Origin of the sequence: Nocardia sp. NPDC051981 (assembly GCF_040680715.1) — a bacterium.
Lineage (GTDB): Bacteria > Actinomycetota > Actinomycetes > Mycobacteriales > Mycobacteriaceae > Nocardia.
The window spans coordinates 80431-104548 of the sequence record NZ_JBFAXK010000004.1 but is presented as its reverse complement, the minus strand read 5'-3'; the positions used below and the strand labels follow the sequence as shown (position 1 = coordinate 104548).

General features: G+C 70.2%; 24 protein-coding genes. 15 read left to right on the top strand and 9 right to left on the bottom strand.

The window, feature by feature from the left end; genetic code table 11:
* Positions 1-75: 75 nt before the first annotated feature.
* Together AB0L60_RS09860 and AB0L60_RS09855 are read left to right on the top strand one after the other, a co-directional pair.
* Positions 76-279: a hypothetical protein gene (locus AB0L60_RS09860; protein WP_364610106.1), complete on the top strand. Its 204-nt coding sequence runs from the start codon at positions 76-78 to the stop codon at positions 277-279.
* On the top strand, positions 272-592 hold the full coding sequence (locus AB0L60_RS09855) for a hypothetical protein (RefSeq protein ID WP_364610103.1): 321 nt from the start codon (positions 272-274) through the stop codon (positions 590-592). The genes AB0L60_RS09860 and AB0L60_RS09855 overlap by 8 nt, the downstream gene beginning before the upstream one ends.
* A gap of 111 nt (positions 593-703) precedes the next feature.
* Here the strand turns inward: AB0L60_RS09855 and AB0L60_RS09850 are convergent, their stop codons facing one another.
* The 3 genes from AB0L60_RS09850 to AB0L60_RS09840 form a co-directional block, all read right to left on the bottom strand.
* On the bottom strand, positions 704-1198 hold the full coding sequence (locus AB0L60_RS09850; RefSeq protein ID WP_364610100.1) for an FxsA family protein: 495 nt from the start codon (positions 1196-1198) through the stop codon (positions 704-706).
* Between the two features lie 81 nt (positions 1199-1279).
* Positions 1280-1942: a response regulator transcription factor gene (locus AB0L60_RS09845; RefSeq protein ID WP_354832289.1), complete on the bottom strand. Its 663-nt coding sequence runs from the start codon at positions 1940-1942 to the stop codon at positions 1280-1282.
* A gap of 89 nt (positions 1943-2031) precedes the next feature.
* Positions 2032-3267, bottom strand: coding sequence for a histidine kinase (locus tag AB0L60_RS09840; protein ID WP_364610096.1), 1236 nt, complete (start codon positions 3265-3267; stop codon positions 2032-2034).
* A 100-nt stretch (positions 3268-3367) separates the two neighbouring features.
* Here AB0L60_RS09840 and AB0L60_RS09835 point away from each other — a divergent pair, with 100 nt between their 5' ends.
* Positions 3368-4138, top strand: coding sequence for a TSUP family transporter (locus AB0L60_RS09835; RefSeq protein ID WP_364610093.1), 771 nt, complete (start codon positions 3368-3370; stop codon positions 4136-4138).
* 17 nt (positions 4139-4155) lie between these two features.
* Here AB0L60_RS09835 and AB0L60_RS09830 read toward each other — a convergent pair whose 3' ends face one another.
* The gene (locus AB0L60_RS09830) at positions 4156-4980 is read right to left on the bottom strand and encodes a helix-turn-helix domain-containing protein (RefSeq protein WP_364610090.1); all 825 of its coding nucleotides are present in this window, start codon (positions 4978-4980) and stop codon (positions 4156-4158) included.
* A 178-nt stretch (positions 4981-5158) separates the two neighbouring features.
* Between AB0L60_RS09830 and AB0L60_RS09825 the strand changes: the two genes are divergently transcribed.
* Positions 5159-6694, top strand: coding sequence for a TldD/PmbA family protein (locus AB0L60_RS09825; protein ID WP_364610862.1), 1536 nt, complete (start codon positions 5159-5161; stop codon positions 6692-6694).
* Positions 6695-6715: 21 nt separating this feature from the next.
* A complete protein-coding gene (locus tag AB0L60_RS09820) occupies positions 6716-8113 on the top strand; it encodes a TldD/PmbA family protein (RefSeq protein WP_364610859.1) in 1398 nt (465 codons plus the stop codon).
* Between the two features lie 188 nt (positions 8114-8301).
* Here AB0L60_RS09820 and AB0L60_RS09815 read toward each other — a convergent pair whose 3' ends face one another.
* The gene (locus AB0L60_RS09815) at positions 8302-8805 is read right to left on the bottom strand and encodes a MarR family transcriptional regulator (RefSeq protein WP_364610087.1); all 504 of its coding nucleotides are present in this window, start codon (positions 8803-8805) and stop codon (positions 8302-8304) included.
* Positions 8806-8914: 109 nt separating this feature from the next.
* On the opposite strand from AB0L60_RS09815, the gene AB0L60_RS09810 reads away from it, so the two are divergent.
* The 3 genes from AB0L60_RS09810 to AB0L60_RS09800 all read left to right on the top strand — a co-directional run bounded on the left by AB0L60_RS09810 (position 8915) and on the right by AB0L60_RS09800 (position 12255).
* Entirely contained in the window at positions 8915-10345 is a 1431-nt protein-coding gene (locus tag AB0L60_RS09810) for an MFS transporter (RefSeq protein ID WP_364610084.1), read from the top strand.
* Between the two features lie 191 nt (positions 10346-10536).
* Positions 10537-11133 (top strand): dihydrofolate reductase family protein, encoded by a 597-nt coding sequence (locus AB0L60_RS09805; RefSeq protein WP_354832277.1) that lies wholly within the window; start codon positions 10537-10539, stop codon positions 11131-11133.
* A 219-nt stretch (positions 11134-11352) separates the two neighbouring features.
* On the top strand, positions 11353-12255 hold the full coding sequence (locus AB0L60_RS09800) for a trypsin-like peptidase domain-containing protein (RefSeq protein WP_364610855.1): 903 nt from the start codon (positions 11353-11355) through the stop codon (positions 12253-12255).
* Between the two features lie 12 nt (positions 12256-12267).
* Here AB0L60_RS09800 and AB0L60_RS09795 read toward each other — a convergent pair whose 3' ends face one another.
* Complete coding sequence (locus AB0L60_RS09795; protein ID WP_364610080.1) at positions 12268-12537, bottom strand: helix-turn-helix transcriptional regulator; 270 nt, start codon at positions 12535-12537, stop codon at positions 12268-12270.
* Between the two features lie 79 nt (positions 12538-12616).
* On the opposite strand from AB0L60_RS09795, the gene map reads away from it, so the two are divergent.
* Both map and AB0L60_RS09785 read left to right on the top strand, forming a co-directional pair.
* Positions 12617-13384, top strand: coding sequence for a type I methionyl aminopeptidase (map, locus tag AB0L60_RS09790; RefSeq protein ID WP_364610077.1), 768 nt, complete (start codon positions 12617-12619; stop codon positions 13382-13384).
* A gap of 254 nt (positions 13385-13638) precedes the next feature.
* Positions 13639-14325, top strand: coding sequence for a TetR/AcrR family transcriptional regulator (locus AB0L60_RS09785; RefSeq protein ID WP_364610074.1), 687 nt, complete (start codon positions 13639-13641; stop codon positions 14323-14325).
* On the opposite strand, the gene AB0L60_RS09780 is transcribed toward AB0L60_RS09785, so the two are convergent.
* Complete coding sequence (locus AB0L60_RS09780) at positions 14322-14915, bottom strand: TetR/AcrR family transcriptional regulator (protein WP_364610071.1); 594 nt, start codon at positions 14913-14915, stop codon at positions 14322-14324. The genes AB0L60_RS09785 and AB0L60_RS09780 overlap by 4 nt on opposite strands.
* 96 nt (positions 14916-15011) lie before the next feature.
* Here AB0L60_RS09780 and AB0L60_RS09775 point away from each other — a divergent pair, with 96 nt between their 5' ends.
* Positions 15012-15740, top strand: a complete 729-nt coding sequence (locus AB0L60_RS09775; RefSeq protein WP_364610068.1) for an alpha/beta hydrolase — start codon at positions 15012-15014, stop codon at positions 15738-15740.
* A gap of 121 nt (positions 15741-15861) precedes the next feature.
* Positions 15862-16242 (top strand): PPOX class F420-dependent oxidoreductase, encoded by a 381-nt coding sequence (locus AB0L60_RS09770; protein ID WP_354832266.1) that lies wholly within the window; start codon positions 15862-15864, stop codon positions 16240-16242.
* 462 nt (positions 16243-16704) lie between these two features.
* Here AB0L60_RS09770 and cobN read toward each other — a convergent pair whose 3' ends face one another.
* On the bottom strand, positions 16705-20340 hold the full coding sequence (gene cobN, locus AB0L60_RS09765; protein WP_364610065.1) for a cobaltochelatase subunit CobN: 3636 nt from the start codon (positions 20338-20340) through the stop codon (positions 16705-16707).
* 299 nt (positions 20341-20639) lie between these two features.
* Here cobN and AB0L60_RS09760 point away from each other — a divergent pair, with 299 nt between their 5' ends.
* From AB0L60_RS09760 to AB0L60_RS09750, 3 genes are all read left to right on the top strand, one after another.
* Positions 20640-20894, top strand: coding sequence for a hypothetical protein (locus AB0L60_RS09760; RefSeq protein ID WP_364610062.1), 255 nt, complete (start codon positions 20640-20642; stop codon positions 20892-20894).
* Between the two features lie 282 nt (positions 20895-21176).
* Positions 21177-22376, top strand: a complete 1200-nt coding sequence (gene cobG / locus AB0L60_RS09755) for a precorrin-3B synthase (RefSeq protein WP_364610059.1) — start codon at positions 21177-21179, stop codon at positions 22374-22376.
* Between the two features lie 251 nt (positions 22377-22627).
* Positions 22628-23179 carry a hypothetical protein gene (locus AB0L60_RS09750; protein WP_364610056.1) on the top strand — a complete coding sequence of 184 codons (552 nt, stop codon included), beginning with the start codon at positions 22628-22630 and terminating at the stop codon, positions 23177-23179.
* Here AB0L60_RS09750 and ddaH read toward each other — a convergent pair.
* Positions 23148-24020: a dimethylargininase gene (gene ddaH / locus AB0L60_RS09745; protein WP_364610053.1), complete on the bottom strand. Its 873-nt coding sequence runs from the start codon at positions 24018-24020 to the stop codon at positions 23148-23150. The two genes, AB0L60_RS09750 and ddaH, sit on opposite strands and share 32 nt — an antisense overlap.
* Positions 24021-24118 lie beyond the last annotated feature (98 nt).

The following is a 24118-nucleotide window of genomic DNA, read 5'->3' as shown; positions in this document are numbered from 1 at the left end:
CGCCTGCCACACTCACAACCGCACTGCGCACCAAAGACCGCCACTCTGGTAATACTCTAGTGCTACCGTGGTCGCATGAAGATCTCCGTGTCGCTTCCCGATGATCGCGTAACCGAGCTGATCAAGAAGCAGCCGAACGTATCCGATTTCCTCTATCGCGCCGCTCGCCGCATGCTCGTGGCCGAGGAACTGGCGGCGCTCACACCCGATACCGGGGCCGACGCCTTCGCCGAGGCGTCCGAAGCGGCGGCACTCGAGGCGTGGGCCGCCAATGAGTGACGTCCCCGGCATCCAGGGTGAGATCTGGAAATTGAGGGGCGTCCGCGACATCGTGCATACGGTCGTCGTCCTCGACTCGGTGCCACATGTCGTCCGGGGCGGCCTCATCGCGGTGGCGATGGTGATACCCACGCGCGAGGCTCCCAATCCCCGTGCGCTTCTGACCGTTCCGATCGCGGGCACCGATCAGGCGGTAGCTGTTTTCCGGCTCGGCACGTTCAGCGCGTCCTTGTTCATCGAAAAGATCGGGATGCTCGACTCTGCGACCCTCGAGAATGTGCGAATGGCGCTGCGAGCTCGGTTCGATCTCTAGCCGTTCGGCGACGAACTGCCGGAGATCGCGAACAGCCGGACTGGAGTGACCGCACGCTGCGGCTGGTCGCCGAGCGCCGGGACGCACCGGGGTGAGGGACAGCGCTGTGGGTCAGCGGGGGTCGATCATCTTGTACCCGTTGCCCTGGCCGTCGTCGTAGTACTCGGTCACGACGGTGGCGTCGATGACCTCGCCGTCGGGGTCGATGACGACATTGCGGTAGCCGTAGGGGCCGACCGCGGTGGCGACGCGGCTCAGGCGGCGGGCGGCGAAGGCGGCCACGACCGGGCGGAACAGGAAACGGGTCACGGGCAACAGGGCCAGCAGACCCAGCGCGGTGGTGAGCAGGCCCGGCACGAACATCAGGACCGCGCCGACCGCGACCAGGGCGCCGTCGGCGACGGCGGTGCTGGGTTCGAGTTCACCGCGGGCCGCGCGGCGGAAGCTCTGGAACACGCGCCGGCCCTGCGAGCGCACCAGCACCAGACCCACGGCCGAGCCCGCCAGCAGCAGCAGGATGGTCGGGAACACGCCGATGAAGTGGCCGACCACGACGAGGGTGGCGATCTCGGCGACGAACCAGGCGAGGAACAACAGGGCAGGCATCGGGCGATCCTTTCGATCGATCTACCCGTGCAACGCGCGACGGCGCGGTTTTTCTCCCGGATGCGTCGCCGGTCACACCCGCTAGGCGCTGCCCGGCCGCACCAGCCCGGTCTCGTAGGCCAGCACCACGGCCTGAACCCGGTCGCGCAGGCCGAGTTTGGTGAGCACCCGGCCGACGTGGGTCTTCACCGTGGCCTCGGACAGGAACAGCGCGCCGGCGATCTCGGCGTTGGAGCGCCCGGCGGCGATGTGTTCGAGGACCTCGCGTTCGCGGGCGGTGAGCACGTCGAGGACGCGGGGATCGCGCCCGGCGGCCGGGTCCTCGGCGATGAGACGGTCCAGCAGCCGCTTGGTCACCTTGGGCGAGACCACGGCATCCCCTGCGGCGACACTGCGAATCGCGGAGATCAGATCCTCCGGAGGCGTGTCCTTGAGCAGGAATCCGCTGGCCCCGGCGCGCAGCGCACCCAGCGCGTGCTCGTCGAGATCGAAGGTGGTCATCACCAGAACCCGGCTCCCGCACCCGGACTCGATGATCCGCGCCGTCGCGGTCACCCCGTCGGTCACCGGCATCCGCACATCCATCAGCACCACATCGGGCCGCAGCTCCCCCGCCCGCGCGATGGCGGTGGCCCCGTTGTCCGCTTCTCCCACCACCTCGAGGTCCGGGTGTGCACCGAGCACCATCCGCAGTCCGGCCCGCATGAGCTCCTGGTCATCGACAACGAGAACGGTGATCGGCACCCCCACAACCTATCCGGCCGCCCGGTGCGGTGGTGTGCGCGGGCCGGGGCCGATCGCGGGACGCTCCGGTCGTCGCAGGTGGGAGGCGGTCAGTCGGGGGCGTCGCGGTCCAGGGGGATGGTGGCGCGGACGGTCCAGCCGCCGTGGGGATTTCGGCCCGCGGTGAGGGTGCCGCCGAGGACGGCGATGCGTTCGCGCATGCCGACCAGGCCGAGGCCGCTGCCGGGGATGCGGGCCGGGGGCGGGAGAACGGTGAGTGTGGTTGGGGCGCTGGGGGATCCGCAGCCGCCGGGGGTGGTGGTCGCGGGCTCGACGGGGGCACCACCGGAGTCGGTGATGTCGAGCAGGACGTCGGCGGCGCGGCGGGTGACGCGGACATCGGCGTGCGGGTCGGGGCCGGCATGGCGGAGGGTGTTGGTGAGCGATTCCTGGACGATGCGGTGGATGCCGAGGCTGACCTCGGGGGTGACGGTGTCGAGTTCGCCGCTGAGTTCGAGGGAGACGTCCAGGCCCGCGCTGCGCATCATGTCGACGACCTTGGCGATGCCGGCGGTGCCGTGCTGCGGAAGTTGTTCGGGCGCATGCTCGGTGCGCAGCAGTTCGACGGTGCGGCGCAGTTCGCGCAGGGCGTCGCGGCCGGTACCGGCGATGGTGGTGAGTGCCTGTTCGGCGGTGTCCGGGTCGTGGCGCAGGGCGTAGCGGGCGCCGTCGGCCTGCACGATGATGACGCTGACCGCGTGCGCGACCACGTCGTGCAGTTCGCGGGCGATGCGGGTGCGTTCGGCGGCGACGGCGTCGTGGGCGCGGCGTTCGCGGTCGTAGTCGGCGACGGCGAGGCGGGCGGCGACCTCGGCGTCGTAGGCGTGGCGGGCGCCGACGAATTCGGCCAGCGTCCAGCACAGCGCGTAATAGAGGGCGGTGAAGGCGATGTCGGTGCCCGACGGTTTGCCGATGGCGGCCGCCGAGATGAGGCTGTCGAGCAGCAGGATGCCCAGGTAGAGCAGACCTTGGCGGCGGCCGACATACGCGACCAGGGTGTAGAGCATGATGCCAAGCCCGAGCAGCGCCGGATGCACGGAGGTGTCGCCGACCGCCCCGTGCACCAGTGAGGCCGCGATGGACAGCAGCACCACCGCGAGCGCCGCGGCGCGGGTGTGGGTGCGGCGGAACACGATCGGCAGCGGCAGCAGCACGCTGAAGACCAGGTAGGTCGGCTTGTACTGACTGTTGCTCAGGGCGAGCACATCGATGGTGAGCAGCAGCAGCGCCACCACGGAATCGGTGATCAGCGGCTTGCCGCGCAGCCACAAACTGAACCGGCGCACCCGTCCACCCTACGGTCGTGCCCGCGGGCGGCCTCGGGTCGGCGTGTCCTGGGTACTCAACCGTTTGATCTTGCTCCGGGGTTTCTGGTTGGGTCGCCCTGTGAGTTTTGCGGACTGGGCGGTCTTGCTGACCGCGGCGACGGCGGCCGGATGGGTCGATGCGGTGGTGGGCGGCGGAGGCCTGATCGTGCTGCCCACCCTGTTCGTGGTGCTGCCCGGCCTGGCGCCGCAGACGGCCCTGGGCACCAACAAGATCGCAGCGTTCTCCGGCACCAGCGCCGCGGTGCTCACTTTCGCCCGCCGGGTGCCGATGCGCTGGAAGGTGCTGATTCCGGGCGCGGTCATCGCCGCGATCGCGGCCGCCTGCGGTTCCGCGGCGGTGGCGCTGATCGACAAGAAGTACTTCGTCCCGATCGTGATGGTCGTGCTGGTGGGTGTGGCGATCTTCGTGACCCTGCGGCCCTCGGTCGGCGTCACCATGGCCACCCATCCGCCGACCCGCCGCAAGACGATCCTGGTGGTCGCCCTGGCCGCGGGCCTGATCGGGCTCTACGACGGCATTCTCGGCCCCGGCACCGGGACCTTCCTGATCATCACCTTCGCCACCCTGCTCGGCACCGAGTTCGTGCGCGGCGCCGCCATGGCGAAGGTCATCAACTGCGGCTCCAACCTGGGCTCGCTGCTGTTCCTGGCGAGCACCGGCCACGTGCTGTGGGCGCTGGGCCTGTCCATGGCGGTGGCGAATGTGGCCGGGTCCGTGGTCGGTTCGCGCATGGCGCTGGCGAAGGGCGCGGGCTTCGTCCGCGCCGTCCTGCTGGTGGTGGTCGTGGCGATGGTGATCCGCCTGGGCTGGCAGCAGTTCGGCGGCTGACCCCGGACCCGCGACCGTCAGACGCGGGCGTCCTCGGCGGGCCGGTGGCCGCCCGGCAGCGAGCGCGGGCTGCCGCCGTCGAAGGCGGAGCGCTGCAAGGACTCCGGGCCGAGCCGGTGCACGGTGGGCATCGCCCGGAAGGCGTCGGGCTCCTGGCGTAGTGGCCCGTCGGACAGCAATGCGGTCTGCTCCCCGGGCAATTCGTGCGGCGCGGCGGTCTCGGGCTGGCTCAGCCACGGCGCCAGCACCTTCGAGGTGGTCTCCTGGATCTTGCGTTGCAGCGCTTCGCCGTCCTCGAGGCCGGGCCGCTGGAACAGCACGGTGAGCGCGCCCGAGACGGCCCCGACCACCGCGCCGACCAGCGCGGCCGCGCCGACGTCGTCGAGTTCGTCGGGGAAGGCGCCGCGCAGCTGGCGCGCGATCTCCTGCTGGGAGGCGAGCTGGGCGTAGGCGGCGCGACCCGAGACGGCGGGCACGGTGCGCGAAACCTGCGCGCGCAGCACGGCGATGCGGGCGGCGAGGGTGTCGCCGAGGTGGTCGCCGGGATTGTCCCCGGCGGCGCGCAGGGCGCGCAGCAATACCTCGACGGGGCGTTCCCCGGCACGGCGGGTGGCGATGGCGCGCACGGCGGCCTGCACACGTTCGTCCGGCTCGGGGAACAGCAGTTCCTCTTTGCTGGCGAAGTAGTTGAAGAACGTCCGGGTGCCGACTTCGGCGGCGGCCGCGATATCGGCGACGGTGGTCGCCTCATAACCTCGGCTCTCGAACTGTTCGACGGCGGCTTCGAGCAGGGCTCGGCGGGTGCGTTCCCGTTTGCGATCGCGGAGTGCGGATGGCGGCACGCGGGCAGACAGTACGGCATCCGGTCAGCAAAACGTGGCATGTTCAGCTGTCGTGCGCGCCGTTTCAGGCTGTGCTGCTTCACACTTCGTGCATCGTTGCAGCGTATGCACTTTTGCGCGGAGTGAATTCGGTTCGAGGTGAGTCGTTTCTTGTACGCCCGGCGTGTCGGCCTCTAGCGTGGTGCGGGTGAGCATCGCTACCAAGGTCGTGGACGAGCAGTTCCGCGCGCTGCCGCTGTCCGCGCTGGCCGACGCCGCGCTCGGCGCGGCCCGCGCGGCCGGGGCCGAGTACGCCGACCTGCGCGTGCATCGACTCGTGCAGCAGTCCATCCGATTGCGCGACGGACGCGTCGAATCGGTGTCCGACAGCACCGATCTCGGGTTCGCGGTGCGCGTGATCGTCGACGGCACCTGGGGTTTCGCCTCGCATGCCGACCTCACCACCGGCACCGCCGCCGAGGTGGCGCGCCGCGCGGTCACCGTCGCGCAGACCCTGCGCGCACTCAATCGCGAGCGCGTCGAGCTGGCCCCGGAGCCGCGCTACGACGGCGCGGAGTACGTCTCCGCCTACGAGGTGGACCCCTTCGAGGTGCCGACGCCGGAGAAAGTGGCGCTGCTGCTGGACTATTCGGGCCGGCTGCAGGCCGCCGACGGCGTGGATCACGTGACGGCATCGGTACTGCAGGTCAAGGAGCAGACCTTCTACGCCGACAGCTTCGGCTCGCGCATCACCCAGCAGCGGGTCCGGCTGCACCCGCAGTTCGAGGCCATCACCGTCGACCCGTCGGCGGGGGTGTTCGAGACCATGCGGACCCTCGCCGCCCCGGCCGGGCGCGGCTGGGAGTACGTGACCGGCGCGGACGGTACCTGGGACTGGGCGGGCGAACTCGCGCGGATGCCGGAGTGGCTGGCCGAGAAGGTGAAGGCCCCGACCGTGCAGGCCGGGCCTGCCGACCTGGTCATCGACCCGACCAACCTCTGGCTGACCATCCACGAGTCCATCGGCCACGCCACCGAGTACGACCGCGCCATCGGCTACGAATCCGCCTACGCGGGCACCTCTTTCGCCACCCCCGACCTGCTGGGCACCCTGCGGTACGGCACCCCGATCATGCACGTGACCGGCGACCGCACCCAGCAGCACGGCCTGGCCACGGTCGGCTGGGACGACGAGGGCGTGGCCGGGCAGCGCTGGGACCTGGTGCGCGACGGCGTGCTCGTCGGCTACCAGCTCGATCGCGTGTTCGCGCCCCGCCTGGGTCTCGAGCGCTCCAACGGCTGCTCCTACGCCGATTCCGCACACCACGTGCCGATCCAGCGCATGGCCAATGTGTCGCTGCAACCCGATCCCGACCGCGACACCAGCACCGCCGAACTCATCTCCCGCGTGGAGAACGGCATCTACATCGTCGGCGACAAGTCGTGGTCGATCGATATGCAGCGCTACAACTTCCAGTTCACCGGTCAGCGCTTCTTCCGCATCCGCAACGGCGAACTGGCCGGGCAGCTGCGCGATGTCGCCTACCAGGCCACCACCACCGACTTCTGGGGTTCGATGGAGGCGGTCGGCGGGCCCTCGACCTGGATGCTGGGCGGGGCGTTCAACTGCGGTAAGGCGCAACCCGGTCAGGTGGCGGCGGTCTCGCACGGCTGCCCCTCGGTCCTGGTGCGCGGCATCAATATTCTCAATACCCGCGCCGAAGCCGGACAGTAGGAAAGGACCGACACGGTGAGTGTGCTCCCCGCCCCCGAGGTCGTCGACCGCGCGCTGCGGGCCTCCCGCGCGGACGAGGCCATGGTGATCGTCACCGACGCCCACGAGGCGTCGCTGCGCTGGGCCGGAAATTCCATGACCACCAATGGTTCCTCGGTCTCGCGGGACTGGGCGGTCGTCTCGGTGTTCCGGGACGGCCCGGACACCGCCCGCGTCGGCAGCGTCAGCTCCACCAGCGTGGATCCCGCCGACATCGAAGCCGTGGTGCGCGCCAGCGAAACCGCCGCCCGCACCGCCGAACCCGCGCGCGACGCCATGCCGCTGCTGCACCCGGACGCCGTCGACGCCGACACCCTCGACAAGCTGCTCGACTGGGACGGCGACCCGGCCACCACCGACATCGGCGTCTTCACCACGCTGGCAACCGATCTCGCTACCGGCTTCGACGGCGCCGACCGCCTCTACGGTTTCGCCCACCACCAGATGCACTCCACCTGGCTGGGCACCTCCACCGGTCTGCGCCGGCGCTGGGTGCAGCCGACCGGCTCGGTGGAGATCAATGGCAAGCGGGGCACGGGCGCCGAGCTGGCCAGCGCCTGGGTCGGCACCGGCACCACCGATTTCGCCGATGTCGACACCCCCGGCCTGCTGGCCGAACTGGCGCGCCGCCTGGACTGGAGCAAGCGCCGCGCCGACCTGCCCGCGGGCCGCTACGAGACGCTGCTGCCGCCCTCGGCCGTCGCCGATCTGATGATCTACATGGCCTGGACCATGGAGGGCCGCGGCGCGCACGAGGGCCACACCGCGTTCTCGCGCGTGGGCGGCACCCGCATCGGGGAGCGGCTGACCGGGATTCCGCTCACCCTGTACTCGGATCCGAGCGCGGCGGGACTCGAGTACCGGCCGTTCGTGGCGACACCGTCGTCGTCGGAGTCGCTGTCGGTGTTCGACAACGGCCTGACCGCGCAGCGCACCGACTGGGTCCGCGAGGGCGTGATCGAGTCACTGGTCTACCCGCGCGCCACGGCCGCCGAATTCGACGCGCCCGTCACGGTGCCGGGTGAGAACCTGCTCATGACCGGCGGCGGCGAGGCCAGCCTGCCGGACATGATCGCGCGCACCGAACGCGGGCTGCTGCTGACCTGCCTGTGGTACATCCGCGAGGTCGATCCGGCCACGCTGCTGCTCACCGGCCTCACCCGCGACGGCGTCTACCTGGTCGAGAACGGTGAGGTCACCGCGGCGGTCAACAACTTCCGCTTCAACGAGAGCCCGCTGGATCTGCTGCGCCGGGTCAGCGAGGCCGGGCGCACCGAGATCACCCTGCCGCGCGAGTGGAAGGACTGGTTCACCCGAACGGCCATGCCGCCCTTGCGGATTCCCGACTTCCACATGTCCTCGGTGAGCCAGGCGACTTAGCCTGGCCCGGCAGCCGCGCACCGAACACCTGAATCCGATTGCCGCCCGGCGCGATCCGTGACGCGCCGGGCCCCCTCGGGCCGCCTCGGACCTCGATCATGACGACTCCGGTGGCGAGTGCCTGCGCGTGAGCACGCGGATCATCGCGGGCCACCGCGAGGCACGGGCCGAGACCGTCGGTCGGTGTGCTACTCCGCGTCGAGCCGGGCGGCCAGTGCGCGCTGGCGGGCGGTGGAGCCGCGCAGGAAGCGGATGACGGTTTCGAGTTCCTCGGTGCTGAAATCCTCGTAGTGCGAATGGACTTCGCGGGCCCAGTCCTCGAACAGCGGCACCAGTTCGGTGTCGACCGGCTGCTCACAGAGTTCGATCAGGACCCGGCGCTTGTCGGTGGGGTGCGGGACGCGGCGCAGGTAGCCGCGTCGTTCGAGCCGGTCCACCAGTCCGGTCACCGAGGCGGGTGCCAGGCCGCTGCGCTCGCCCAGTTCCTTGGCGGTCAGCGGGCCGTGCCGCTGCAGCAGGTCGATGGCCTTCATATCGGTCGCCCCCAAGCCCTGTTTGGCGGCGATGGCGCTGTGGAACATGACGGCGACCGTGCTGGAGTCGCGGCCGACATTGTCGAGCTCGCCGATCACCGCCGCGCGGCGCTCGTCCGTGCTGTCGCCGGACTCCCCCGGCTCGGTGACGCTGGTCATGGCACGACTCTACCAAGTATTTCGTTCGCCCGAACGAACCTCTTGACGGACTCCAGCGTCGGTCATATTGTTTTGTTCGGCCGAACGAAATACTTTCCAGGAGTCCGACATGACCCTCACAACCCCCGCACCACCCGAGAACTCGCAGGTCATCCCGCATCCACGACGGTGGGCCGCGGCCGTGGTCATGATGGTGGCCGCGCTCATGGACCTGCTCGACGTCACCATCGTCAATGTCGCACTGCCCTCGATCGGGACCGATCTGCACGCCGCGGGCGATCAGTTGCAGTGGCTGGTCTCGGCGTATCTGCTCGGATTCGCGGCCAGCCTCATCGTGGCCGGTCACCTCGGCGACCGGTACGGTCGCAAGCTGCTGTTTCTGTGCGGCACAACCGCATTCGGGCTCGCGAGCCTGGCCTGTGGGCTGGCGCAGTCACCCGGCCAGCTGATCGGGGCCCGCGCGCTGGAGGGTGTGGCGGCGGCGCTCATCGTGCCGCAGGTGCTCGGCTCGTTCCGCACCCTGTTCGAGGGCAAGGAGCGCGGCGCGGTGTTCGGAATGTACGGCGCCATTGCCGGTTTCGCCTCGGCCATCGGCCTGTTGCTCGGCGGTGTACTGACCGATGCCGACCTGTTCGGCTGGGGCTGGCGGGCCATCTTCCTGGTGAACGTCCCGGTGGCGGTGGCCGTCGTGGCGCTGGGCGCGCTGCTGATTCCCGGCACCGGCGACCGCGGCGCGGCCCGCCCGGATCTGCTCGGCACGCTGGTACTGGCCGGTGGCCTGGTGGCCGTCGTGTATCCGCTGGTCCAGGGCGAGGCCAATGGCTGGCCGGTGTGGGGCTGGCTGTGCCTGGCCGCGGGTGTCGTGGCGCTGGCGGGGCTGGCGCTGGCCGAGTCCCGGCGTCGTGCGACCGCGCCGCTGCTGCCGCTGCCGGTGTTCCGGCGTCCGGCCTTCTCGGTGGGTCTGCTCGTGCAGCTGTTGTTCTCGATCGGCATGCAGGGCTTCTTCCTGATCTTCGCGCTGTGGCTGCAGGCGGGTCAGGGCTACACCCCGATGCAGGCCGGTGTGCTCACCGTCGCGTTCTCCGCGGGCGGATTCCTGACCGCGCCCGCCGCAGACGGCCTGGCCGTGAAATTCGGCCGCTGGGTGCTGCTGGCCGGGGCGCTGCTGATGGCGGGTGGTTTCGGCTGGGTCGGTTACGCCGTCGACCACGCCGCCGCCCACCACACCGGGGCCTGGCCGCTGGTGCCGGGACTGCTGCTCGCGGGTGCCGGCCTCGGGTTCCTGGTGGTGCCGCTGGCGAACGTGGTGCTGTCCGCGGTGCCCGCCGAGACCGCGAGCGCTGGATCCGGAATCCTTTCCACCGCACAGCAGTTCGGTGGCGCACTGGGTGTCGCGATGATCGGCACGGTGTTCTTCCACCACACCTCCACGGGGCCGGCCGACGGCTTCCACGCCGCCGCGCCCTGGATCGTGGCCGCCATGCTCGGATGCGCGGCGCTGTGCGTGCTGCTGCCCCGGCACGCCACCCGCCACGACTGAACGGCGTGGCGGTGGCCCGGCCGCGCGCGGATCGGTCGCGCGCGGCCGGCGCGTGCACCGGTTCGGTTCCGCGCCATGGTTTCCCGGCAACTGCTCGGGGCATGAACGATGATTTGCCGATATCGGCTCCGACTTCATCGCAGAGACGGCAATCCCCGCCGCTTCGTTCCCCCCCATGAAGGAGTACGGCAATGAGCAAGGTAGTCACCGGCGCGAGCATGTCCCTCGACGGATACATCGCGGGCCCGGGCGAAACCGGATTCGAGCACCTGTTCGCCTGGTACCAGAGCGGGGATGTCCCGATCCCCAGCACCCACCCCGAGATCCCGTTCAATCTGACGCCCGAGGATGCCGCGTATCTGCGGGCCTGGCTCGACGGGGTCGGTGTCTACATCGTCGGCAAGCGCCTGTTCACCCTGACCGACGGCTGGGGCGGCGTGCACCCGGCGGACAAGCCCATCGTGGTGGTCACCCACACCGTGCCCGACGAGTGGGTCGCCGACCATCCCGATGCGCCCTTCACCTTCGTCACCGGCGGTGTGAAGGAGGCCGTGGAGGTCGCGCGCGGCATCGCCGGCGCGAAGATGGTGGGCGTCAGCGGCGGCAATGTGGCCCGCCAGTGCCTGGAACAGGGCCTGCTGGACGAGATCTGGGTCGATATCGTGCCGGTGCTGCTCGGCGGCGGCGTCCCGCTGCTGGGTGAACTCTCCAACGCGCCGGTGCTGTTGGAGGATCCCGAGATCGTCGCCGGCACCCGCGTCACCCACCTGAAGTACCGCCTCCGGTGAGGCGCTGACCTCGGCCTGTACGGGGCGTGGTTGCGCTGTCGGCGAACCGGTTGGCGTGACGGTGGTTTCGCGCGCATTCTGGAATCGAGGCAACGTAATCATGTAATCGGGATGGTGGTCGTCGTGGACGACGAAGCTGCCCTCTCGTCGATGGACGAGAACGCGAACTCAGCGGCATCGACCCCGCAGCCCGGCTTCGGAACCCCCGACGCCGCGGCGATGGACGCCTACTCGCGCACGGTGATCGCGGTCGCCAAATCGGTGACACCGCACGTCGCCAGCGTGCAGACCCGCCGCGGCGGGGGCTCGGCGGTGGTCTTCACCGACGACGGCTTCCTGCTCACCAACGCGCACGTGGTGGGCGAGGCGGCCGAGGGAACCGTGGTGTTCGCCGACGGGATGGAATCGAGATTCGATGTGGTGGGCGTGGATCCGCTCTCGGACCTGGCGGTGCTGCGCGCCCGCGGCGGCGCACCGACCGCGGTGACGCTGGGCGACGCCGACACCCTGGTGGTGGGCCAGCTGGTGGTCGCGGTCGGCAGTCCGCTCGGGCTGGCCGGGTCGGTGACGGCGGGCGTGGTGAGCGCGCTGGGCCGGTCGGTGCCGGTGGGCAATCGCCGCGCCGCCCGCGTGATCGAGGACGTGATCCAGACCGATGCCGCCCTCAACCCCGGCAATTCCGGTGGGGCGCTGGCGGATTCGGCGGGCCGGGTGGCGGGGATCAATACCGCGGTCGCCGGCATCGGCCTGGGCCTGGCCATTCCGATCAATGCCACCACCCGCCGCATCATCAGCACCTTGCTCACCGAGGGCCGGGTCCGGCGCGCCTACCTGGGCGTGGTCGGGGTGCCCGCACCGCTGCCCACCGCGGTGGCCGCCCGCACCGGGCAGGACGCCGGGCTGCGCATCGTCGAGGTGGTGCGCGGCGGCCCGGCCGAGCGCGCCGGACTGCGGCGCGGGGATCTGATGCTCAGCGTCGCGCGCACCGAAATCCGTGACGCACAGGGGATTCAGCGGCAGCTGTTCGCCGACGCCATCGGCCGCTCGCTGCCGGTGACGGTGCTGCGCAATGGCGCGATGGTGGATGTCATCGCGGTGCCGGTGGAACTGACCGCCGACTGAATCGGCCCGGTGTCAGGATGCCGAGCGCTGGTCCGCGTGGCCCGGCTGCCAGATCTCGGCGAGCTCGTCGAGCGGGATGTCCAGTGCGCGGCTCAGGGCCACCACGGTCCCGAACGCCGGGGTGGGCAGCCGGCCCGATTCGATCTTCCGCAGCGTCTCCGGTGAAATGCCCGCGCTCGCGGCGACCTCCGGCAGCTCCCGGCCGCCACGGGCGGCTCGCAGCGCGGCGCCCAGGCGCCGACCGGCTTCCAGCTGGGCGGGGGTGAGGGGCAGTCGGACCATGCCCGCCACCCTACGGTTGGTATTTAAATACCGCAACCCGCTATGGTCGGTATAAAAATACCGAAACGAGGAGGTTGTCATGGTGGAGCTCAAGAGCCCGGCCGAGATCGAACGCATGCGGGTGACCGGGCAGTTCGTGGCCGGAGTGCTGAACGAACTGCGGGAGAAGGCACGGATCGGGGTGAATCTGCTGGAACTCGAGGCCGTGGTGCGCGACCGCATCCGCGAGCGCGGCGCGGTCTCCTGCTACTGGGACTACTCCCCCTCGTTCGGGCGCGGCCCGTTCCGCAACACCGTCTGCCTCTCGGTCAACGACGCTGTGCTGCACGGACTTCCGTTCGATTACGCCCTGCGCGACGGCGACGTGCTGAGCATGGATCTGGCGGTGAGCATCGACGGCTGGGTCGCCGACTCCGCGGTCACCACCATCGTCGGCACCCCCGACCCGGAGGACGCCCGCCTGGTCCGCGCCACCGAGCAGGCTCTCGACGCGGCCATCGCGGCGGCGCGGCCCGGCAACACCATCGGCGACCTGTCCGCGGCCATCGCACAGGTCGCCCGCGACGGCGGCTACCCCATCAACACCGAATTCGGCGGCCACGGCCTGGGCCGCACCATGCACGAGGACCCCCACGTACCCAACGACGGCCGCGCCGGGCGCGGCTTCCGGCTGCGCCCCGGTCTCACCCTCGCCATCGAGCCCTGGTTCGCGCGCGGCACCGTCCGCATCGTCACCGATCCGGACGGCTGGACCCTGCGCTCAGCCGACGGTTCGCGCACCGCGCACTCCGAGCACACGATCGCCGTCACCGACGCGGACCCGCAGGTCCTCACCCGCGTGGCGTGACCGGTCCGGCCTGGGCGCGGAAACCCGGACAGCACGTCGGGTTTCCGCGCCCGGCCGCGTGACGGGGATCGACGTCCGGGCTACGCGGATGCCCGGCGGATCCCGGCGTCACGGTCCCGAGGCCGCGAGAACACCGCCCATCTAAGCGCCCGCTTAGTCTACATGTGACCGGAACCACGTCACCCCCACCGGCCGGGCGTCCCTCGCGCCCGGCCGGTGATCGGGTGAAACACTCTCTGGGAGATACTCATTCGATGGGTAACGACGACATCGCGCCGATCACCGGGGACGGAATCCGCGACACCGCCGCCGACGGCTCTCGTGACACCGCCGCGGTGGCGCACCTGGAGCTCACCCAGCGCCGCTTCCCCGAGGGCCAGCGCCGGATCTTCCTGGCCGCCATCGACGCCTTCGCCGAGCGCGGCTTCCACGCCACCACCACCCGCGACATCGCCGCCCGCGCCGGGCTGAGCCCCGCGGGCCTGTACGTGCACTTCGGCTCCAAAGAGGAAGTGCTCTACCGCATCTCGCTGTCGTCCATGCGCCTGACCCATCAGGTCGCGGTGGCCGCGTCCGCCGGTTCCGGCAGCGCCGCCGACCATCTCAGCGCCGTGGTGCGCGATCTCACCGTCTGGCATGCCGAGCACGCCGCCTCGGTGCGCGTGGTCCTGCACCACATGACCGACCTGACCCCCGGGCACCGCTCCGAGGTCGTCGACCTCCAGGTCGCCATTCAGCGCCTGGTCCGCGATCTCGTCAGCCAGGGCCTCGCCGACGGCGTCTTCGACGTCTCCGACACCAATGCCGTCACGCTGGCGCTGATGTCGGTGTGTGTGGACACCGCGCGCTGGTACCAGAAGGACTACCGACGCTCCCCCGAGGAGATCGGCGCCGACTACGCGGCGCTCGCACTGCGGATGGTCGGGGCGAAACCCGCCTAGCCCGCCCGGCCGGCCGCGGGCAGGCCTTCCATCACCAGATCGACTGCGCCGCTGAGGTATTCGGGCGTCAGGGGCTCGCCGCGCAGCAGCAGCCGGAACCAGATCGCGCCGGCGAGCAGGTCCATGATCGCCGCCGGATCGCAGGTCGCGGCCAGTTCGCCCCGGGCCATCGCGCGCTGGAACACCGGCTGCTCGCGGCCGAGCCGGTCGGCGAAGAACGACGCCCCGACCGCCGCCAGGTGCGGGCGCGCGGGGGCGGCCGCCAGCACGGCGATCGCGATGGGTGCGGTCGCCTCCGCGGTCAGCAGCCCCGCGATCGCCTGCGCGAGCGCCAGCAGATCGCCCCGCAGGCTGCCGGTGTCCGGCACCGGGAAGGCCAGTACGTCGGAGTCGATGAGCGCCGCGGCCAGCAGCGCGTCCTTGGCCGGCCACCACCGGTACAGCGTCGTCTTGTTCACCCCCGACCGTTCGGCCACCGCCTCCATGGTCAGCCCGTCATAGCCCTTGGCCGCCAGCAGGTCCAGGGTCGCCCCGAAAATCGCCTCGGCCTGTCGCGGCCTGCCCGCCGATCGCCGTCCCGGTGTCGTCACTCCCCCAAAATACAACACAACGTTGCGTTGTGTTCCCAGCACTGCTTTCATGGAAACGCAACGCAGCGTTGCATTTCGATTCGGGAGGTAGTCATGATGAGAACGCCGGTCCTGCTGGTCCACGGCATTCGGCTGAGCAGCACCTGCTGGGTGGAGGTCGGCGAGCATCTCACCCGGCAGCGCCCGGTCCTGGCGATCGATCTACCCGGCCACGGCGCCCGCCGCGGTGAGCGCTTCACGCTGCCGGGCGCGGTCGAGGCCGTGCGCGCGGGTCTCGATCGACTGGGCGGATCCGCACTGGTCGTCGGTCATTCCTTGGGCGGCCTCACCACCATCGCGGCCGCGGCGGCCCATCCGGACCAGGTGGCGGGCGTGGTGCTCGCCGGCGCCACCCTGGTCCCGGGGCCCGCGCCGGCGACCCCGTTCCGGCTCATGCATCGCGTCCTGTCGTCCCGGCCCGACGGCGGACAGGCCCTCAGCGAGAGGGTCTTCGACCGTGCGGTGCCACCCCGGGTTGCCGCGGCGATCGCCCGCGGCGGCATCGCCACCGAGGTGATTCCGGATGTGCTCGCCGCCGTGTCCGGTTTCGATCCGGTTGCCGCGCTGGCGACCTACCCGGGCCCGGTACGCCTGATCAACGGCGGTCACGACCATTTCCGCCTGGGCGAACAGCGTTTCGTGCGTGCCTGCGCGAACGGCCGGCTCCTGATCGTGCCGCGCGCGGGCCACTATCTGCCGCTCACGCATGCCGTGACGTTTGCCGACCTGGTCGCAGACTTCGCGGCGGCGCGAGACGCCGCCCGCGAAGCCGTCTCCGCACGATAGGCGCCGAACGAGTCGGCCACGCCGGCCGGTTCACGACCCACGCTACGGACCCGGCGGGGATCCCCGCCCCTGACGCGGCGCGTGGTCCGCGTCGCCCGCCGGTTCCGGATAGGCTGCGGAGGTGGACAACCCGTTCGGGCCCGTGGGCACCGCGAACTACGTCAATCTCGTCACCTACAAGAAGGACGGCACGCCGGTCGGCACGCCGGTGTGGGCTGCGCTCGACAATGGCCGCCTCTACGTCTGGACCGTCACCGACAGCTGGAAGGTCAAGCGCGTCCGCCGCAATCCCGAGGTCACCGTGCAGGCGTGCGATCTGCGCGGCAAGACCCGCGGCGAGATCGTGAAGGGCAGCGCGACCGTGCTCGACGCGGCCGGCACCGAGCGAGTGCGCGATCTCATCAAGCGCCGCTACGGCATTCAGGGCTGGCTGGGCATCACCCTGAGCAAGGTGCGTCGCGGCAGTGCGGGCACCATCGGCATCGAAATCGTTCCGGCGTAACGGTATTCGCGCACCGCGCGGCCGCCGGACCGGCTCGACCGGTCCGGCGGCCGCGCGTGCTTCCACAGGGCGGCGACGGAAAGCACAGTGGTAGTGGCGATTCTGGCAATTCTCATGATGGTTCCCTGCGATCGAAGAGCCGATTCATCGCAGGGCCGAGCAGGCGCATTCATGGGATACGCCGGAACACTGCAACTCGATCACGCATACGCGAAAGCGCGGCGAATCGGGGAAATTCCCGCATCGAATTATCGGACCCGGCAAAGCCTTTGGAACGCTACCGGGTGACCCGGTGCCTGGTGACGAGTATGAAGTCCGCCGCCCCGAACGCGACACCGGGACGATTCTCATGATCCCCTCAGCCTGGAGGGCGGGGAAGACCGAGGTGCCGGGGTTGTCCGCCCTTGTCCTGCGCGTCACCCCGGCAGGCCGCGACCGATCGAACAGACCGGTCGAATTCGATTACTCCAGTTCGCCTTCGGTCTCCAGATAGATCTGCCGCAGCCGATCCAGGGTGTCACTGTCGGGCTGTTCCCAGAGTTTCCGCTCCGCCGCCTCCAGCAAGCGCTCCGCAATACCGTGCAGCGCCCAGGGATTCGACTGCTCCATGAACTTCCGATTGGTCTCGTCGAAAACATAGGATTCCGCGAGCTTTTCGTACATCCAGTCGGCGACCACATCTGTGGTGGCGTCGTAGCCGAACAGATAGTCGACGGTGGCGGCCATTTCGAACGCGCCCTTGTACCCGTGCCGGCGCATGGCCTCGAGCCAGCGCGGATTCACCACGCGCGCCCGGAACACCCGGGTGGTCTCCTCGGACAGGGTGCGGGTGCGCACCGCGTCCGGGCGGGTGCTGTCGCCGATGTAGGCCTCGGGATTCTTGCCGGTCAGCGCGCGCACCGCAGCGACCATGCCGCCGTGGTACTGGAAATAGTCGTCGGAGTCGGCGATGTCGTGCTCGCGGGTGTCGGTGTTCTTGGCCGCCACCGCGATTCGCCGGTACGCGGTGCGCATATCGTCCGCGGCGGGCGCGCCGTCCAGGTCGCGGCCGTAGGCGAAACCGCCCCAGGCCGTGTACACCTGCGCCAGATCATCATCGGTGCGCCAGCTCTTGGAGTCGATGAGCTGCAGCAGGCCCGCACCGTAGGTGCCCGGCTTGGATCCGAAAATCCTTGTGGTGGCCCGGCGTTCGTCCCCGTGCTCGGCCAGGTCGGTCTGAGCGTGGGCGCGGACATAGTTGGATTCGGCGGGCTCGTCGAGCTCGGCCACCAATCGCACCGCGTCGTCCAGCAGCGCCAGCACATGCGGGAAGGCGTCACGGAAGAATCCGCTGATACGCACGGTCACGTCGATGCGCGGCCGACCAAGTTCTTCGAGCGAGACGGCCTCGAGGCGGGTGACGCGGCGACTGGCCTCGTCCCACACCGGCCGCACGCCCAGCAGGGCGAACACCTCGGCGATATCGTCGCCGGAGGTGCGCATGGCCGAGGTACCCCATACCGACAGGCCCACCGAGCGCGGGTACTCGCCATGGTCGGCCAGGTACCGTGCGAGCAGCGAATCCGCCATGGCCTGACCGGTTTCCCACGCCAGCCGCGATGGCACCGCCTTGGGGTCGACCGAGTAGAAGTTGCGGCCGGTCGGCAGCACATTGATCAGGCCGCGCAGCGGCGAACCGCTCGGCCCGGCCGGAATGAAGCCGCCATTGAGCGCGTGCAGGATTCGCGAGACCTCGACGCCGGTCTGCCGCAGCCGCGGGACCACCTCGGTCGCCGCGAACCCCAGCACCTTGCGCACGTCGGTCAGGCGGGCCGGGACCTCGGTGATCCCGGCCGCGTCGGCGAGCTCGCCGTCCAGCAGGGTCTCACTGACCGCGTCGATGGAGTCGACATCCCAGTCGACCTCCTGCATGGTCAGCACCAGTTCGCGCGCCAGCTTCTCGAACGCGTCCACCCGTTCGCGAGCCTCGTCCCCGGATTCGCTGAGCCCCAGCGCTTCTCGCAGCCCCGGGACATTGACCTCGCCGCCCCACAGCTGGCGGGCGCGCAGCATGGCCAGCACCAGGTCGACCTCGGCCTCCCCCGCCGGCGCCTGGCCGAGAATGTGCAGGCCGTCGCGGATCTGCACGTCCTTGATCTCGCACAGCCAGCCGTCGACGTGCAGCAGCATGTCGTCGAAGGATTCCTCGTCCGGCCGCTCGGTCAGCCCCAGATCGTGGTCCATCTTGGCCGCGCGCATGAGCGTCCAGATCTGCTGGCGGATGGCGGGCAGCTTGGCCGGGTCGAGCGCGGAGATATTGGCGTGCTCGTCGAGCAGCTGCTCCAGACGCGAGATGTCGCCGTAGGTTTCGGCGCGCGCCATGGGCGGGATCAGGTGGTCGACCAGGGTGGCGTGGGCGCGGCGCTTGGCCTGGGTGCCCTCGCCCGGGTCGTTCACCAGGAACGGGTAGATCAGCGGCAGGTCGCCGAGGGCGGCATCGGTGCCGCACGAGGCCGACATGCCGAGGGTCTTGCCCGGCAGCCACTCCAGATTGCCGTGCTTGCCCAGGTGCACCACGGCGTCGGCGGCGAAGCCCTCCGGTGCGGCCAGCCAGCGGTAGGCGGCCAGGTAGTGATGGCTCGGCGGCAGATCCGGGTCGTGATAGATGGCCACCGGGTTCTCCCCGAACCCGCGCGGCGGCTGCACGATCAGCACGATATTGCCGAAACGCAGTGCGGCGATGACGATCTCGCCCTTCGGGTCCGCGGACCGGTCGACATAGAGCTCGCCCGGCGGCGGTCCCCACGCCTCGATCACGGCCGCGCGCAGATCCTCCGGCAGCGTCTCGAACCACCGCGTGTACAGATCCGCGCCGATGCGAATCGGGTTGCCCTCCAGCTGTTCGGCGCTCAGCCAGTCCGGATCCTGCCCGCCCGCGGCGATGAGCGCGTGGATCAACGCGTCACCATCGTCCTCTTCCAGACCCGGGATCTCGCCCGCCGCGCCGAGATCGTAACCGGCGAGCCGCATTTCGGTGAGCAGCCGGATGGCGCTGGCGGGCGTGTCCAGGCCGACCGCATTGCCGATCCGGGCATGCTTGGTCGGATACGCCGACAGCACCAGGGCGACCTTCTTCCGGTCCGCCGGAATGTGCCGCAGCCGCGCATACCGCACCGCGATACCCGCCACCCGCGCCGCACGCTCGGGGTCGGGCACATACGTCGACAGCCCGTCGGCGTCGAACTCCTTGAACGAGAACGGCACCGTGATGATCCGCCCGTCGAACTCCGGCACCGCCACCTGCGTGGCCACATCCAGCGGGGACAGGCCGTCGTCATTGGCCTCCCACTGCTCGCGACCGCTGGTCAGGCACAGGCCCTGCAGGATCGGCACATCCAGATCCGCGAGCGCGCCCACATCCCACGCCTCGTCGTCGCCGCCCGCCGACGCGGTCGCGGGCTTGGTGCCACCGGCCGCCAGCACCGTCACCACGAGCGCGTCCGCCGTGCGCAGTTCGGCCAGCAGTTCCGGTTCCGCGGTGCGCAGCGAGGCGCAGTACACCGGCAGCGCCCGCGCGCCCTTGTCCTCGATGGCCGAGCACAGCGCATCGATGTAGCCGGTGTTCCCGGCCAGATGCTGGGCACGGTAGTAGACCACCGCCACCGTCGGGGCGTCCGCCGCGACCGGGCGCGGATCCCGTTCCAGCGCACCCCAGCTCGGCATCTCGACCGGCGGCTCGAAGCCGTGCCCGGTGAGCAGCACCGTGTCGGACAGGAAGTTGTGCAGCTGCAGCAGGTTTCGCGGGCCGCCCGCCGCCAGGTAGTTGTGGGCGTCGGCGGCCACGCCGCCCGGCACCGTGGAGCACTCCATGAGCTCGGCGTCCGGCGCGATCTCACCGCCGAGGGCGACCAACGGAATCCCGCTGGCGCGCACCGTCTCCAGCCCCGGCTCCCAGGCGCGTTTGCCGCCGAGGATGCGCACGATCACCAGCTCGGCGCCGTCGAGCAGGGCGGGCAGGTCCGCCGGCAGCAGGCGCGCGGGATTGGCGAGCCGATACTCGGCGCCGCTCGCACGCGCGCTCAGCAGGTCGGTGTCGGAGGTGGACAGCAGCAGGATCACAGGTTTCAGGCCTTCCTAGGGTGACGCGCCCAGCACGGTTCGGCGCCCGCCGGGAAGGTCTGACTGTCACAGTGGCGCGACCGCACCGGAATTGCACCGGATTCTTCCGTTCGACGAGCTCGCCGATGCTATCGCGCCGACTCCCCGGGGCCGGTATCGCGCCCGGATCACAGTGCGGCAAAGGCTCCTCCGAGCTCCCTCGTGACCACCTGGGCGCCGCGTACGCTGCCCGTATGCCAACCACTCCAGGATGGGTCAGGCGGAACCGCTTTGCTGCCTGGTCGGGATACTTTTGCGTATTGGTTGCCTTCGCAACGCTGGCCATGGCCCTCACGGCCGCCGGCACCGGTCACACCGAGTGGGCCATGCTCGCCGGCATCGTCTGCGCCGCGACCATCCTGTTCGGCATCACGGTCATGACCACCACCGTCCATCGCGACCACGTCGACCACCACAACGTCCCGAGCCTCCTGAACGACACCTGGGAATCCACCCCCGCCTTCGCCCGCCGCCGCGGCGCTCCCAGGGCCATCGAACCCCACCGCATGCGCTGACCCACCCGACCTTCCACCACGATTCCGGGGCCACGCCCCGGAATCTTTCTATCCCGGGCCCGCACCCCGCACCGCGTTCATTACTCCGCACCGCGTTCACCCCTCCCCGAAGGACCTACTCCGCTTCCGTGATCCTTGCTCTCGGTTCGCCACGGACGGACGTGCGCGTAATACATGCTCAGATTGCAATATCTCTAGATGCGGATACTTATGGGAGCCGTTCCGTCCCGTTCCCGCCCCGTAGGTGCCCGACCTCGGCATCCTCCGTAGGCTGGGGGCGTCATGACGCGAACCGATCCCGATTCCTGCCCGGGCGTGCTGCGCCTGCACCAGGCGGCCGATGGTCCCCTCGCTCGCATCCGGGTGCCGGGCGGACACCTCTCCCCCGGCCAGGTACAGGCCCTGGCCGCCGCGGCCGTCGATCTGAGCGACGGCACTATCGAGCTCACCTCCCGCGGCAATGTGCAGTTCCGGCAGGTGCGGGATGCGGCCGCGCTCACCGAGCGGCTGACCGACGCGGGCCTGTTACCCAGCACGACGCACGAGCGGGTGCGGAACATCGTCGCCTCGCCGCTGTCCGGGCGGGTCGGCGGGTGGACCGATGTGCATCCCCTGGTGCCGGCGCTCGACGATGCTTTGCAAGCGCATCCGCGACTGGCCGGCCTGCCCGGCCGGGTGCTGTTCACCCTCGACGACGGTCGCGGCGATGTCAGCGGACTGGGCGGGGATATCGGTGTGCACGCGCTCGACGAGAACACCTACGCACTCCTGTTGGCAGGCAAGGACTCCGGTATCCGCGTATCCCCTGCCGACGCGGTGGATCTCATGCTCACCGCAGCGCACGGTTTCCTGGAGTTGCGCGACGGCCAGTGGCGGTTGCACGAGATCCCGGACGGCCGCGCCCGACTGACCGATCACCTGCTGGCCGCCCGGCCCGGCCTCGACGCGTCCGGCGACCTCCTCGACCTGCCGGTGCGCCAGGACATTCCGATCGGCTGGCTGAATCAGGACGATGACCGGGTTGCGCTCGGCGCCGGCGTGCGCCTCGGCTCGCTGCCCGCCCGCACCGCCGAGTTCATCGCCGCCGTCGAGCGTCCCGTATTCCTCACCCCGTGGCGCACCCTGGTCCTCACCGATCTCGACGAATGGACGGCCGAGCAGGTGGTCCGGGTCCTCGCCCCCATGGGCCTGATCTTCGACGCCAACTCCCCCTGGCTGCTGGTCAGCGCCTGCGCCGGCCGCCCCGGCTGCGCCAAGTCGCTCACCGACGTCCGCGCCGACGCCACCGACGCCGTGGACACCGGCCGCGTAGTCCCCACCGGCGCACCACAATTCACGCGCGAAGGCCTCGGCGCCGATGACATCGTGGCCGCCGGCCGCCAGCACTGGTCCGGCTGCGACCGCCGCTGCGGCCGCCCCAAGGGCGCGGTCACCGACATCATCGCCACGACCGACGGCTACCGCATCGTCCCGCCCCAGTAGGCCTAGGTCGTCGGTACCAAGTACGAACCCGCGTCTGTCCCCCCGCCGGCCCGCCCGCGACGCCGGTCAACCCCGTCTGCCGCCCCGGCAACGCGCACCTGCCATGCCAGCTCATTCGCACTGCCCGGCGGGCACGCTGCCCGGGCCGCGCTGCCACGAAGTCTCCGCTGGGCATGCCGCCGCAGGTTATCGCGCATGCTGGTGCACAGTGGGTTCAAGGCAGCGGCGAGCATCGGAGACGGGAGGCGGTCATGGCTGTGCCGGAGCTCAGCGATGAAGAGATCGCGGCGATGTCCGACGATGAGCGGCGGGAGCTGATCGGGCGTTTGCGGCTGCCGCCCGAGCGGGTGCTGCCGCGGCCGGAGGTGGTGCGGGTGCATCGGCGGGTTCGGTTGGCGCTCATGGTCGGCGGCTGTCTCGGGTTGATCCCGTGGATCGTGTACCTGGGGTTCTCGCTGCCGGCGGAGTATCACGCGCGCAATTGGCCGCTGGCCTGGATCGGATTCGACACCGCGCTGGTGCTGATGATGGCGACGACCGCCTACCTGGGCTGGCACCGGCGGGTGGTGGTGCTGCTCCCCGCCTTCGGCACCGGGATCCTGCTGCTCGTGGACGCCTGGTTCGATATCGTGACCGCCGATGCCCGGGACGTGTGGGTGTCGGCGGGCACGGCGATCCTGGGTGAGATCCCGCTGGCGCTGTTGCAGATCACCGGCGCGATCCTGCTGCTGCGCTTCCTGATCCTGGCGCACCCGCTGCACGATCCGGCGGTCACTCCGTTCCGGACCCGGCTGCCGTTCTGACCCCGTGCAATTCGAGCGTGCAGCACTTCACGCTGCCGCCGGACTTGAGCAACTCCGACAGGTCGATCCCGATCGGCTGGTAGCCGCGGGACCGCAGCTGCTCGGCCAGGCCGACGGCCTTCTCGCTGAGGAAGACGTGGAAGCCGTCGCAGACGCCGTTGAGGCCCAGCACATTCGCGTCCTCCTCGTCGGCGATGAGGGCGTCCGGGTACAGGCCGGCCAGCAGCCGGGCGCTGGGCCCGCTGAAGGCGCCCGGGTAGTAGGCGATGGTGTCGTCGAGCACCATGAGCGCGGTGTCGAGGTGATAGAACCGCGGGTCCACCAGATCCAGCGAGACGACCGGTAGTCCGAAGAACTCCGCCACCTCCTCGTGCGCGCCCGGGGCGCTGCGGAATCCGGTCCCGGCGAGGATCCGGTCGGCGGCGATGGCGAAATCGCCTTCGCCCTCATTGGTTTCGCGGGCGGCGGCCACTGCCGCGAATCCGCGGGCCGACATCCACGCGTGGAAGGCCGGACCTTCCTGCGCGCGTTCGGGATTGGCGAAACGGGCCGAGAGCGCCCGGTCCCCGATGACGAGTCCGCCATTGGCGGCGAACACCATATCGGGTAGTCCGGCAACCGGTTCGATGACCTCGACCTGATGCCCGTGCGCCTCGTAGGCGGCGCGCAGCCCGTCCCACTGGGCCACGGCCAGGGTGCGGTTCACCGGGTCGGAGGTGTCCATCCACGGATTGATGGCGTAGGTGACGTCGAAGTGTTCCGGGCGGCACATGAGGTAGCGGCGGGGAACGGGCCGGCGGGCGGCGGGATCACGGGCGGGCAGCGTGACTACGGACGTCAACGAGACTCCCTCGGAAGCGGCGCGGACGGGGCTGATCTGAAGGTAGGTGGCGTACCGTTGTGCTCGAAATAGCGAATCGTTGCGCGAATCTCTGGATG

Bases quoted from the DNA above. Each gene is read 5' to 3' on its own strand.
- AB0L60_RS09855 (WP_364610103.1), top strand. From the start codon at position 272: ATGAGTGACGTCCCCGGCATCCAGGGTGAGATCTGGAAATTGAGGGGC.
- AB0L60_RS09805 (WP_354832277.1), top strand. From the start codon at position 10,537: ATGAGCAAGGTAGTCACCGGCGCGAGCATGTCCCTCGACGGATACATC.
- AB0L60_RS09775 (WP_364610068.1), top strand. From the start codon at position 15,012: ATGAGAACGCCGGTCCTGCTGGTCCACGGCATTCGGCTGAGCAGCACC.
- AB0L60_RS09860 (WP_364610106.1), top strand. From the start codon at position 76: ATGAAGATCTCCGTGTCGCTTCCCGATGATCGCGTAACCGAGCTGATC.
- AB0L60_RS09750 (WP_364610056.1), top strand. From the start codon at position 22,628: ATGGCTGTGCCGGAGCTCAGCGATGAAGAGATCGCGGCGATGTCCGAC.
- map (WP_364610077.1), top strand. From the start codon at position 12,617: ATGGTGGAGCTCAAGAGCCCGGCCGAGATCGAACGCATGCGGGTGACC.
- cobG (WP_364610059.1), top strand. From the start codon at position 21,177: ATGACGCGAACCGATCCCGATTCCTGCCCGGGCGTGCTGCGCCTGCAC.
- AB0L60_RS09800 (WP_364610855.1), top strand. From the start codon at position 11,353: ATGGACGCCTACTCGCGCACGGTGATCGCGGTCGCCAAATCGGTGACA.
- AB0L60_RS09785 (WP_364610074.1), top strand. From the start codon at position 13,639: ATGGGTAACGACGACATCGCGCCGATCACCGGGGACGGAATCCGCGAC.
- AB0L60_RS09850 (WP_364610100.1), bottom strand. From the start codon at position 1,198: ATGCCTGCCCTGTTGTTCCTCGCCTGGTTCGTCGCCGAGATCGCCACC.
- AB0L60_RS09795 (WP_364610080.1), bottom strand. From the start codon at position 12,537: ATGGTCCGACTGCCCCTCACCCCCGCCCAGCTGGAAGCCGGTCGGCGC.
- AB0L60_RS09815 (WP_364610087.1), bottom strand. From the start codon at position 8,805: ATGACCAGCGTCACCGAGCCGGGGGAGTCCGGCGACAGCACGGACGAG.
- AB0L60_RS09810 (WP_364610084.1), top strand. From the start codon at position 8,915: ATGACCCTCACAACCCCCGCACCACCCGAGAACTCGCAGGTCATCCCG.